This window comes from Methylotenera sp., assembly GCF_030653755.1.
Classification (GTDB): domain Bacteria; phylum Pseudomonadota; class Gammaproteobacteria; order Burkholderiales; family Methylophilaceae; genus Methylotenera.
In genome coordinates this window covers 110,045-123,064 of sequence record NZ_JAURYU010000052.1, presented here as the reverse complement: position 1 = coordinate 123,064, position 13,020 = coordinate 110,045, and the positions used below count along the sequence as shown (strand labels likewise).

The 13,020-nt window shown below is 39.8% G+C and carries 9 protein-coding genes and 3 tRNA genes; 2 read left to right on the top strand and 10 right to left on the bottom strand.

The features are described 5' to 3' along the window. Positions 1-187: 187 nt before the first annotated feature. The 9 genes from Q7U33_RS11495 to Q7U33_RS11455 all read right to left on the bottom strand — a co-directional run bounded on the left by Q7U33_RS11495 (position 188) and on the right by Q7U33_RS11455 (position 10,390). On the bottom strand, positions 188-2,086 hold the full coding sequence (locus tag Q7U33_RS11495) for a SurA N-terminal domain-containing protein (protein ID WP_304861063.1): 1,899 nt from the start codon (positions 2,084-2,086) through the stop codon (positions 188-190). 277 nt (positions 2,087-2,363) lie between these two features. Then, positions 2,364-2,440 (bottom strand) — tRNA-Asp (locus tag Q7U33_RS11490). Between the two features lie 170 nt (positions 2,441-2,610). Then, positions 2,611-2,686, bottom strand: a tRNA-Val gene (locus Q7U33_RS11485). A 19-nt stretch (positions 2,687-2,705) separates the two neighbouring features. After that, positions 2,706-2,978: an HU family DNA-binding protein gene (locus Q7U33_RS11480; protein WP_015832259.1), complete on the bottom strand. Its 273-nt coding sequence runs from the start codon at positions 2,976-2,978 to the stop codon at positions 2,706-2,708. A gap of 136 nt (positions 2,979-3,114) precedes the next feature. Continuing rightward, positions 3,115-5,574 (bottom strand): endopeptidase La, encoded by a 2,460-nt coding sequence (gene lon, locus Q7U33_RS11475; RefSeq protein WP_304861060.1) that lies wholly within the window; start codon positions 5,572-5,574, stop codon positions 3,115-3,117. A 338-nt stretch (positions 5,575-5,912) separates the two neighbouring features. Then, positions 5,913-7,193, bottom strand: coding sequence for an ATP-dependent Clp protease ATP-binding subunit ClpX (gene clpX, locus Q7U33_RS11470; RefSeq protein ID WP_304861057.1), 1,281 nt, complete (start codon positions 7,191-7,193; stop codon positions 5,913-5,915). 104 nt (positions 7,194-7,297) lie between these two features. Continuing rightward, positions 7,298-7,939 carry an ATP-dependent Clp endopeptidase proteolytic subunit ClpP gene (gene clpP, locus Q7U33_RS11465; RefSeq protein WP_304861055.1) on the bottom strand — a complete coding sequence of 214 codons (642 nt, stop codon included), beginning with the start codon at positions 7,937-7,939 and terminating at the stop codon, positions 7,298-7,300. After that, positions 7,940-9,244 (bottom strand): trigger factor, encoded by a 1,305-nt coding sequence (tig, locus tag Q7U33_RS11460; RefSeq protein ID WP_304861053.1) that lies wholly within the window; start codon positions 9,242-9,244, stop codon positions 7,940-7,942. Positions 9,245-9,853: 609 nt separating this feature from the next. After that, on the bottom strand, positions 9,854-10,390 hold the full coding sequence (locus Q7U33_RS11455) for a Spy/CpxP family protein refolding chaperone (protein ID WP_304861050.1): 537 nt from the start codon (positions 10,388-10,390) through the stop codon (positions 9,854-9,856). A gap of 198 nt (positions 10,391-10,588) precedes the next feature. Between Q7U33_RS11455 and Q7U33_RS11450 the strand changes: the two genes are divergently transcribed. Together Q7U33_RS11450 and Q7U33_RS11445 are read left to right on the top strand one after the other, a co-directional pair. Beyond that, positions 10,589-11,296, top strand: coding sequence for a response regulator transcription factor (locus Q7U33_RS11450; protein WP_304861083.1), 708 nt, complete (start codon positions 10,589-10,591; stop codon positions 11,294-11,296). Next, on the top strand, positions 11,293-12,660 hold the full coding sequence (locus Q7U33_RS11445; RefSeq protein ID WP_304861048.1) for an ATP-binding protein: 1,368 nt from the start codon (positions 11,293-11,295) through the stop codon (positions 12,658-12,660). Before Q7U33_RS11450 ends, Q7U33_RS11445 begins: the two co-directional genes overlap by 4 nt. Positions 12,661-12,737: 77 nt before the next feature. On the opposite strand, the gene Q7U33_RS11440 is transcribed toward Q7U33_RS11445, so the two are convergent. Further along, positions 12,738-12,822 (bottom strand) — tRNA-Leu (locus Q7U33_RS11440). Positions 12,823-13,020: the final 198 nt, after the last annotated feature.

Below are 13,020 nucleotides of genomic sequence, written 5' to 3'. Positions count from 1 at the left end.
CATTTACCTTGAGATACTTAAACTTTTACGAAATAAACCGCTTTAGCTTCCTAAGACCCATTAAGTTATATTGATAAATAATAGATAATTAACCTCTATAAATACAAAAAAGGCACCTTGGGTGCCTTTTTTGTATTTAACTGCCTATATTTTACTATCCCCATTTACTGGGTAAGTTAGCGTTATATTAATTATTAGTATTCTGTAATAACAAGCGTTGGTTAACAGTCACTTTCACTTTTTCACGTAGTGATTGTTTGTACGCAGATAGAAATTCATCTGATAACACTTGGTTAAGCTCAGCTTTAGCAGTGCTGACAGATTCAGCATCCGCAATACTTGATGTATCAACCTCAACCACTTTCACAATCATATAACCCAACTTGCTATCTGCTAATCCAGAATATGCAGGCAGTTTAGTGACATCAGTTTTAAATACCTGTGTCATCGCCAATTGTGTCAAACCTTGTGCATTTTTACGATCTACCATCACTTCTGGAATCCATTCCAGCGTATTCACAGAACCGCCCGCACGTAAAGTTTTTAGAGCTTCTTCACCCTTGGTCACCGCTAATTTTGCAGCGGCCTCAAGTTTAAGCAAATCTTCAATACCAGCTTTAACTGTATCAAATGTTTTTGCCGCAGATGGCTTATAGTCAAGCACACGTGCTGAAACAAGATTATTAGGAGACACTTCAACAGCTTCTATATTACGACGCTCTTTTAAAGACTCTTGAGAGAAGATTAAACCAACAATTTTATCGTTCTTAAAGAATTTAGCTGCGTCTTCACGTGACATCCATCCAGAAAGTTGCACCTGACTACCGAATGCCTTTGCAGTAGGAGCTAAGCTATCAGATTGCTCATAAACTGCATTACTAAAGCTTTCAGCTTTTTCAATAAACTCAGCTTGAGCTTTTTGGAAAATCAACTCGCCTTTAATTTGCGGTTTCAAACTTTCAAAATCTGAACCTTGACCTGAAATCTCTGTTAATTTAATAATATGGTAGCCAAATTCAGACTCAACCAAATTACTGACTTCATTCACTTTCATACTAAATGCAGCCTCCTCGAATGGCTTAACCATTGCGCCACGACCGAAGCTGCCTAAATCACCACCTTTAGTGGCAGAACCAGGATCCTGCGAATTCTTAATCGCAAGTTCTTCAAAAGAATTAGGGTTCTTTTTGATACTTACTAATAGAGCCTGCGCCTTATCCTTGGCTTCTTGTTTTTGCTCTGGTGTTGCATTCACACCAAAACCAATCAAGATATGACTAGCACGCCTTTGCTCGTTACCTTGAAATTTAGCTGCATTCTCATCATAGTAACGCTTCACGTCCGCATCATCTACTTTAATGCCTGGTACTAAGCTACTTGCTGATAATAATAAAAATTCAATTTTAACTTGCTCAGGGTCACGTAACTTATCCTTATGTTTGTCGTAATAAGCTTTTACTTCAGTTGGCTCAATTTTAACCTGATCAAGGAAATCTTTAGTTTTAAGCTCAGACACTGTGACCAAACGTTTTTGATTTAAAAGCTTTAATGTTTTGTCTGCGCGTGCTGTTGAAATAAAACCAAGCTTAGCAATGCCATCTTGTGCTTGTTGTGCTAATAAAGTAGCGCGAATCTCTGCTTCAAATTTTTTCGGTGTATATCTGTTTTGCTGTAACAACTCATCATATAGCTCTTGTGAGAATTTACCGTCTTTTTGAAATGACGGCATCGCTGTAATGTAGGTCGCTAAATGTGCATCACTAATTTTGTAGTTTGCTCGTTGTATTTCTTTTTCTAATAACTGCTCATTAATTAGCTGATCTAGCACCATTACTTTAACTTCTGGACTATCTAATTGCGCTTGATCAACTTTCCCCTCGTTTTGCATACGAGTACGTAAATTTTGCATGGCATTTGAATAAGCCTGTACTGATATCTCGCTACCACCCACTTTTGCTATCGCAACATTATTGCCTGCGCTACTCAAATAAGAGTCAATTCCAAATAAAGCAAAAGGAATCGTAATTAAAGCCAATATCGCTTTACCAACCCAGCCTTTAGCTACAGAGCGGATACTATCTAACATAAAGTTCTCTTCTTAAAATGTGCACTAAAATTATTAAAAATGTAAAAGGTCTCAACCGATATGAATCAATTGCAAACGAAAGGTCATTAATATATCACAAGTTATACTTGAAACCTTAGCCAAGTGAATGATGACATCAACAGATTCAAGACAAAAGAATAGCAAAACAAGTTCATGATGACTAATGACTGATGCAATATCTTATTAGAGAAATAAGTGCATAAAGAGGTGTATATAGAAATAAAAAAAGCGAGTCATAAGACTCGCTTTTTTTATTTGGCGGAGTGGACGGGACTCGAACCCGCGACCCCCGGCGTGACAGGCCGGTATTCTAACCAACTGAACTACCACTCCATAAACTCAGCATATTAATCATATAACAACATACTAGAAACTTGCGCTTCTAAATAATTACAATAACTAGATATTGCAAAATTTTCACAAAAATAAAGAGTGCTTAAACTACTAGCACTCTCAATTTATAAAATTAGACGGCTTAGTCACATTACATCATCGTTGATTTTTGGTGGGTGCTAACGGGGTCGAACCGCTGACATTCGCCTTGTAAGGGCGACGCTCTACCAACTGAGCTAAGCACCCTGCATCACCAACGAAGACGCTAGTTTACAGCATCTTTAAGTGCTTTACCAGCCCTAAATTTAGGAGAATTTGCAGCTTGGATTTTAATTGTCTCGCCTGTACGTGGATTACGGCCGTTACGAGCCTCACGTTTACCTACATAAAATGTACCAAAGCCAATCAAAGTTACTAGATCACCTTTTTTTATTGCTTTTGTAATTGCAGCAGTTGTTGCATCTAGCGCGCGACCAGCAGCAGCTTTTGAAATACCTGCGGCACTAGCAATCTCGTCAATTAGTTCTGATTTATTCACGTGTAATCCCCTCTCAAGGTTTATTAAATAAAAAACTTAGGCAAACTGTCTGGGTAACGAATCACCCGTATCAACTTTATATCAAGCCAACAAAGACTATGTCAAGCTTTTATGAGGTTTATAGCACACTTATTTTTTAATGCGTTGTCGTTTCTATTGCTGCATCTGGATTTTCTTTAGATTTATCAGCAGGTTGAACCTCTTTTACAACGTTATCATTAACATCTACGCTTTCTGATAACGGCTCAGGTTTTGAAGCCAGAGCAAGGGTTAATACATCATCAATCCATTGAACAGGATGTATATCGAGGTGATTTTTAATATTCTCAGGAATATCTGCTAAATCTTTCACATTTTGCTGTGGTATCAGCACAGTTTTAATACCACCGCGATGCGCAGCTAGCAACTTCTCTTTTAACCCACCTATCGGCAACACTTCTCCGCGCAAGGTGATTTCACCAGTCATTGCCACATCTGCACGCACAGGAATGCCCGTTAAAATTGAAACTAAGGCTGTTGTAATGGCAATACCAGCACTTGGTCCGTCTTTTGGTGTCGCGCCTTCTGGAAAGTGAATGTGAATATCATGCTCTTCATAAAAATTGCTTGGGATCCCCAAACGCTCCGCCCTACTGCGTACAACACTCATCGCTGCTTGTGTAGATTCTTTCATCACGTCGCCCAGCTTACCTGTAGTCGTAGTTTTACCTTTACCAGGCAATAGCACAGCCTCAATCGTTAGCAACTCACCGCCCACAGATGTCCATGCCAAGCCAGTCACTTGGCCAACTTGGTTTTCTTTTGCAGCAACGCCAAAATCATAACGTTGAACACCAAGATACTTATCTAGGTTTTTAGGTGTGACGTTAACTTTCTTAGGTGCTTTTGCACCTTGCTTCGCTTTAGTAGTGAGTAATTCTTTCACCACTTTACGGCAAATTTTAGCCACCTCTTGTTCCAATCGACGCACACCAGCTTCACGTGTGTAGAAACGCACAACATCACGAATCGCAGGTTCAGAGATATGTACCTCAAGGTCTTTTAAACCGTGAGATTTGAGTTGCTTAGGTAATAAATATCGCATAGCGATATTCACTTTTTCATCTTCTGTATAACCAGATAGGTTAATGATTTCCATACGATCCAATAAAGGCGCAGGAATATTCATTGAGTTTGCTGTGGCAACAAACATCACATCAGACAAATCATACTCAACCTCTATGTAATGGTCGGCAAATGTATGATTTTGTTCAGGATCAAGTACTTCTAACAATGCTGAAGAAGGATCACCTCTAAAGTCTTGGCCTAACTTATCAACTTCATCAAGCAAGAACAATGGATTTTTAACCCCCACTTTAGCCATGCTCTGCAAAATCTTACCAGGCATTGAGCCAATGTAAGTACGACGGTGACCACGAATTTCTGACTCATCACGTACGCCACCCAGCGCCATACGAATGAATTTTCTGTTTACCGCTTTTGCGATACTTTGACCCAATGACGTTTTACCAACACCAGGTGGCCCAACTAAGCATAAAATTGGCGCTTTAATCTTGTCTACTCGCTGTTGCACTGCGAGATATTCAACAATACGTTCTTTTACTTTTTCTAAACCAAAATGATCATCGTCTAATACCGCTTCTGCTTTAACTAAATCTTTACTGATTTTAGTTTTTTTCTTCCAAGGCAAGTTAATGAGCGTATCGATATAGTTACGCACCACTGAAGCCTCTGCCGACATTGGTGACATAAGTTTTAGCTTTTTAAGCTCACTGGATACTTTAGCAAGCGCCTCTTTTGGCATACGTGCTTCATCGATGCGCTTTTCAAGCTCATCCATCTCTGCATTTTCATCTTGCTCGCCTAATTCTTTTTGAATCGCTTTTACTTGCTCATTTAAATAATATTCACGTTGAGTTTTTTCCATTTGACGCTTCACACGACCACGGATACGCTTCTCAACCTGAAGAATATCAATTTCACCTTCCATCAGTCGTAGCAAATGCTCTAAACGTTCTGCTACGTCGATCATTTCGAGTATTTTTTGCTTTTCTTCAAGCTTCAGCGTGAGGTGTGCTGCAATTGTGTCAGCTAATCTACTAGCCTCATCAATGCTTGCAAGTGAAGTTAAAATCTCTGGAGGAATCTTTTTATTCAACTTTACGTATTGATCAAACTGCGCAAATACCGTGCGCATTAACGCTTGAATTTCAACATCACTTACTGATTCAGCAATCAATTCCGCACGAGCAGCAAAACACTCATCAGTCTCAGTAAACTCACTAACGCGTGCACGCTGTACACCTTCGACCAATACTTTAACTGTACCATCTGGCAACTTAAGCATTTGTAACACGGTAGCTACCGTGCCAAGTTCATGTAAGTCGCTGGCTTCTGGATCATCTTTATTCGCTGACTTTTGTGCAACCAATAGAATTTGCTTATTGCCTTCTGATGCAATCTCAAGAGCTTTTACAGACTTTGTGCGTCCAACAAAAAGTGGGATGACCAAGTGCGGATATACGACGACATCACGCAAAGGTAATAGCGGCAATAACCCGCTATCTGGATTGTATGAAGGTAATGATTGTGCCATGAGTAGACTTCCAAAATTAAGCTAAGAGTTAAGCCAAAAAACGCTTATATATTGATTGATGGGGATAACTATCAACAGTTCAAGTACTAATTAGTATTTAACACTAAATTTAACAAGTAATTGTAAAAAATTTGAAGAAATTTAATGCCAATCTACAATTAAGAATCTAAAAATCACGAATAAGTGAAAATAGCGTCATTAGATTGGCTTAAATTAAATAGAATCTAAAGTTTGAGTGAAATTGCATCTGATTTATATTGATGACAATATCATCAACATACTGACACTACATCGTAAAAACTAAAAAGCCAGTAACATTTAAGTGACTGGCTTTTTAATTAGGCTGTTGCCTCGTCTGCGGGTTTATCAGCATAGATTAAAAGCGGCGGCGTATCACCTCGAATCACACCTTCATCGATCACAACTTTACTCAAGTTCTTTAATGATGGTAATTCGTACATCACCTCAAGTAATGAATGCTCCATAATAGAACGCAAACCACGCGCACCAGTTTTGCGCTCTAATGCTTTTTTCGCAATCAACAATAAAGCTGACTCTCTGAACTCTAAATCAACACCTTCCATTTTAAACAATTTAATATATTGTTTAGTCAGTGCATTTTTTGGTTCAGTTAAAATCGTCATCAAAGCAGCTTCATCAAGAGACTCTAATGTAGCAACAACAGGCAAACGGCCAATAAACTCAGGAATCAAGCCGAATTTAATGAGATCTTCCGGCTCTACATCGCGCAACACAGCACCAACTTCGCGGATATCTGATTTGCTTTTTACTTCAGCACCAAAACCAATGCCGCCTTTTTCAGAGCGTAAGCGAATCACTTTTTCCAATCCATCAAACGCGCCACCGCAAATAAACAGTATGTTAGTTGTGTCTAGCTGAACAAACTCTTGATTAGGATGCTTACGACCACCTTGTGGCGGAATGGAAGCTACGGTACCTTCAATCAGTTTAAGCAAAGCTTGTTGTACGCCCTCACCAGATACGTCACGCGTAATAGATGGGTTATCTGACTTACGAGAAATTTTATCTACTTCATCGATATAAACAATACCGCGCTGTGCTTTTTCGGTGTCGTAATCGCACTTTTGCAGTAGCTTCTGCATAATGTTTTCAACATCCTCACCCACATAGCCAGCTTCAGTCAACGTCGTTGCATCAGCCATCACAAATGGCACGTCTAGTAGCCTTGCTAATGTTTGAGCTAACAATGTTTTACCTGAACCTGTAGGGCCGATTAACAGAATATTGCTTTTTGCAATTTCCACTTCATCTTTTTGGCCACCATTAGATAAATTATTATGTCCAAGACGTTTGTAATGATTATAGACAGCAACTGCTAAGTTTTTCTTAGCTTGCGTCTGACCAATGACATATTGGTCTAATATTTTACAAATTTCTTGTGGCGTAGGTAAGCTTGTATCGGTTGATTTCAAACCATCTGAATTTTGAATCTCTTCTTTAATGATGTCATTGCACAAATCTACACATTCATTACAAATGAATACAGATGGGCCTGCTATCAGCTTCTTTACTTCATGTTGGCTTTTGCCACAAAATGAGCAATAAAGTAATTTATCGTCGTCGGCTTTAGTCGCCATTAGTTATTTCCTAACTTAGTTTTGCACTTTGAGTCTACTCTTAGTGAGACTATACCCAAAACGGGCCTGTATCGAGTACAGACCCAAATGTCATCAAAGATTGCTTAAGCAGCTTCGTTGCGGCTGCCAATTACCTTATCAATTAACCCATAAGCAACAGATTGCTCTGCGCTCATGAAGTTATCACGTTCGGTGTCGCGGTCGATTTCTTCAGCCGTTCTACCAGTGTGATGCGCCAAAATATCATTTAGCTTCGCACGCAAGTAGAGAATTTCTTTCGCATGAATCTCGATATCAGATGACTGACCTTGGAAACCGCCAGAAGGCTGGTGAATCATGATACGAGAGTTCGGTAAGCTATACCGTTTATCTTTTGCACCAGCGGCTAATAAAAACGCGCCCATACTTGCGGCTTGCCCGATACATAAAGTGCTAACGTCTGGCTTAATAAACTGCATCGTGTCATAAATAGACATACCAGCCGTAACTGACCCACCTGGTGAGTTAATGTAGAGCGAAATATCTTTATCTGGATTATCTGCTTCTAGAAACAACAACTGCGCGACCACTAGGTTTGCAGACATGTCGTTCACAGGACCAACCAGAAAAATCACGCGCTCTTTCAACAAGCGTGAGTAGATATCAAATGAGCGCTCACCGCGACCACTTTGCTCAATCACCATCGGGATATATCCCAATCCGGTGATCAATTCAGACTGAGCTTGAGGTTGCAGGTGCTTATTCATTTACGCGTTTCCCATTAAATCATCAAATTTAACTTTTTTATCAGTAACTTTAGCTTGAGACAACACCCAGCTCACTGCGTTCTCTTCAGTAGCTAATGCAGCGGGTTCATCTAAACGTTTATGGTCTGCATAGTACCAAGTGACAACATCAGCTGGGCGTTCAAAGCTTTGTGAGAACACATCAACCATTGCGCGTACTTGATCTGCATTTGCATGCAAGCCATTAGTATTAATCAACTCGCCTAAAAGCAGACGCAACTTAGTACTGCGTTTTGCTTGATCTTCAAACATTGTAGGCTCTAGCTGAATATTGGCTAAATCAGCACCACGTTGTTTCAGATTTTGCTCTGTTGTTTGCATCATGCGATTAATTTCAGTTTCAAGCAAAATACGTGGAATTTCAAAATCAGCTGAATCAACTAATGCTTGAAACACTTGTTCTTTCAATTTAGCGCTAACACGCTTAGCCACTTCTTGCTTCAAACTCTCTGCAACTTCAGCTTTCATTTTTTCAACATCACCATCTTCAACGCCTAAACTTTTTGCAAAGTCCGCATCGATTTCTGGCAATACTGGCTGAGAAACAGAAATAAAGGTGACTTCATAACCAACTGCTTTACCTGCTAACTGTGCAGGATTATGGTCTTCTGGATAAGTAATATCGAACTTTTTAGTAGCGCCTGTTTTACCGCCAATTAATTCATCATCAAATGTAGCCATACGTCCAGCTTCACCTAATACCAAATCAATACCATTGTCGCCAGTAGACTCAACTTCTTCACCATCGATAAAGGCTTTTAACGTGACGTTAACGCGGTCGCCTTTTTTAGCTGCGCGTTTAACTGGTTCAAACTGTACGCGTTGTTTCACTAAAACATCTAATGTCTTTTTAACGTCGGCTTCGCCCACTTCAAGCACTGGACGCTCGATTTTAACCTTTGATAGGTCACCCACAACAACCTCTGGGAACACTTCAAAAGTTGCAGTGTATTCTAAAGCTTCTGATGCAGCATCAAATGGCTTGTGCTGAATATTAGGGAAGCCAGCAACACGTAATTTTGCTTCATCTACCGCTTCACCAAAGCTTTTTTCTACAGCTGCTGAGTAAACTTCATCACGCACTTGATTGCCGTAATGTTGGTTAACTAAGCCCATAGGAGCTTTACCTGGTCTAAAGCCAGAAAATTTTGCAGTACGTGCAACTTGATTTAGTCTTTGTTTAATTTGCGCCTCTAGCGGTTGCAAAGGAACGCTGATTGAAATTCTACGTTCAAGGTTGCTGAGGGTTTCAACATTCAGAGCCATGCTGTCATTCCTAATTCTTAACTGCACACCATAAACAAGCGCTCATGATGAGCGCCATTTACAATCATGCTATTGATAAAGTAAAGGGGTGGCGAAAAAGTTGTCGCTATCTATCTACACCATGGGACCAACACATGGAGCGTGATGTAAAGCTAGTCTTTAACGTCTGTAACCTATTGCTGATTAATGTTTTAACAAATCCAAGCAAATCACTTGAAAACCTCAAAACATCACTAAACAATTAAGGTTGAAAGACTGTGGATGTTACACAAGAAAACTCATCAAGTCTAGATGAAATGAGAAGATAAAAACATATATAAATTCAGGGCCATTAGGTGTTCACAAGAATATTATGTACTCAATAAATGAGATTTTATCGGTTATGCTTTGATAAACGGCATTTCCCGTCAGGAGATTTAGGATATCTCCTATAAATGAAACGATAGCCATCAAGTATTTGTGCGCCCAACATTCTTTTAACACTTACTGTAAGTCAAAACACCTTGATGGCTGAATGCTTTTTAGACTGAAACATCTTTCGTATGGCTGGTAAATTAATTGAGAGAGATTATTTACCAGCCAAGTTGAGGTCGCTGAAAGTACTAAAGCCTAGAATGTTCGCTCTAATTTTCCAGAGTGATTCTGGCGTCTTTCAAACCTACTTTTACTAAAACCACCTTCATCATGAACTGGCTTCATTTCGCCCAACTGCTTACGTTGCTCAGGTGTTAAAATTTGATAAACCTGATGATGTGTACTAGCGCGGCTTAACACACCTTCTTTTTCAATCACTGCTAGCTTCTCAGAAATTAGTTTAACTTTAGATTCATCATAACCGCCAGAATTAGCAAGCTTGTGTAACTCAGCTATTAACTGATGCCGCTGCTTCTCAGCTTGCCTCGCTTTAGGCATTTGTGAGTGCATCAATTCAAAAACTTTGTCTTGCTGAGTTTCAGATAAATTTAATGCCGCCAAATGTGGAGGAACACCTCTCAAGCCAAATCCTTCATGAGATAGCTGGCCTGGACCATGTGAGATAGAGGCGCGCTGATGGCAACGTGCCTGTTTGTCTGATTCTGCGTAAGAGGTTAATGGAACAGTCATTGTAGCCAATGCTAGCGCTAACAAAGGGGTGGTGATTTTCATTGACAGACTCCTAGTAGTAATATTAAGTATCATGGTTGAAAAAAACATCCAATCAAATGACAACTGCATTTTGCCTGCACAGCATGTAAATACAGGTTAAGCAAACGTAAAGTTAAGTAAATCCACCACTACCCTATTGTTGTTACTATAAAGTCATCGCTATGATGTTCGTATTAAACAATCATTCCATATGTCATGATAAACAAAATACTATTAATTGATGATGATGTTGAGCTGACTGCAATGCTTAAGGAGTTTTTATGCGTGGAAGGTTTTGACGTGACCTCCGCAAGCGACGGCATCACGGGTGCGCAACTTGCGCTTAGCAATCAATTTAACCTTGTAGTACTTGATGTCATGATGCCTAAAATGAATGGCATTGAAACACTAGGCATTATCCGCAAATCAAGCCACATTCCTGTGATTATGCTCACCGCCAGAGGTGATGAGGCTGATCGTTTTTTTGGTTTAGAATTAGGCGCTGATGATTACGTACCTAAACCTTGCACACCTAGAGAACTCACTGCGCGTATTAGGGCAATATTACGCAGAACACAACTTCATCAAGACAATACACATTTTGAAAACGAGCTGACCATAGGCGATCTTACGATATGGCCAGAGCAGCGTCGCGTTGAATTAAATGGAAGCACGCTAAACCTTACGAGTACAGAGTTCAATCTGCTAGAAGTACTAGCTAAAAACGCTGGTCAAGTGGTCAGTAAGAAAGAATTGTCACAACAAGGAATGGGCAAACCATTGGCAAGATTTGACCGTAGTATTGACGTACATATGAGCAGTATCAGACAAAAAATTGGCACACTTCATGACGGACGAGACTGTATTCAAACAGTTTATCGCATGGGATACCAACTGATTAAAACTCAGGCAGCTAAACAATCATGAGTAGATTATTCTGGAAATTCTTCATATTCCTCTTCGTGGCACAACTAACTGCAGTCATTGGGGTTAGCGTTGCAATTTGGTTACAACACCGCCATGAGGATTTACAAAGCATAGGCGTGGAAACGTCACCCTCTGCACGTTCATTGGTGGAAGCAGCCTCGTCTACATTACAGTTTGGTGGTGTGGAAAGCTTGCGAAATTTACTGCAGAACTGGCAAACGCGCCATGTTCTTCAGCTACTAGCGATAGATGCTAATGGTAAAGAGTTACTACAGCGCAGCTACCCAAAAACAAGCTTTGATGCTGCGACATCGTTAGTTGAAGATAATCAGCGCCATGTCAAACAAATCAAATTGAGTAACGGTCAATCATACTTATTATTTATACCTGACGATGGTCGCAACCATGGACTTGTGCAACGCCCAGCAGAAACAAAGCCACACAAAGGCGCAGCTCGTAAAGTAGGCGGACGATTCCCATTAATGCCACTACTAGGCGGCATTGTTGTTAGTTTTATATTTGCAGCATTATTGGCTTGGTATTTTTCAAAGCCAATCAATATTCTACGCACTGCGTTTGAAAAAGCTTCTCACGGCAAACTAGATGTACGTATAGCAAATGCAATGGGTGGACGTCGTGATGAACTTTCAGATCTGGGGCGCGACTTTGATGCAATGGCATCTCGTCTGGAGAACTTATTACAAAGCCAAACTAAATTATTGCATCATATTTCTCATGAATTACGCTCACCCCTTGCAAGGATACAAATGGCGCTTGGCTTAGTCAGACAAAGTCCACAAAAAATTGCAGAATTTCTTGATCGCATAACATTAGAAGCTAACCGCATGGATGGATTAGTGGGGGAATTATTAACAATATCCAGATTAGAGTCTGGTGCAGTTCAAATCAAGAAAGAAACGCTTGAGTTAAATCAATTGATGCACAGCATTGTTGAAGATGCTCAATTCGAGGCTGCATCAAAAAATATGAAATTATGCATGCTTCTAAATAAAGACTACCTATTACACGGACAACCTGACTTACTATATCGTGCAATTGAAAATGTAATTCGCAATGCGATTAAATATGGTCCAAATGACAGTGAAATTAATATCGTTTGCAGCAAAAGTATGGAACATCAGCAAATCCATATTAGTGTTACAGACCAAGGTCATGGCGTTGACACACTCGAATTAGAGGATATATTCAAACCTTTTGTTAGAGGTGCCTCTGGTAGCCAGTCGCTCGGCCATGGGGTTGGACTGGCCATTACAAAACAAGTGGTAGAAGCACATGGTGGACACGTACTTGCAAAAAATATCATGCCTCAAGGATTTTGTGTTGAAATAGTACTACCATGCTAGCAACTTGATGCTCACATAAATTCAAAAAAATAGCAAAAAAAAAGCATTAAAATCAAAAAATTGATTTTAATGCTTTTTGGTGCGAAAGGAGAGACTCGAACTCTCACGCCTTGCGGCGCTGGAACCTAAATCCAGTGCGTCTACCAATTCCGCCACTCTCGCAGGTGGTTTACGACTTAAAAATACCGTCGTTCAAACAAGGTCGCTATTGTAGCGAACTTATCCCATTCAGAAAAGAGATAATCACAAAAATATGATGTTTTATTTTCATCTGTTACTTTTTAATGCTGAATAACTAGCAGAGCAGTCGATGATTGTGCGAAAATATGCTTAGCACTAAACTCACCCTATCAATAAAAG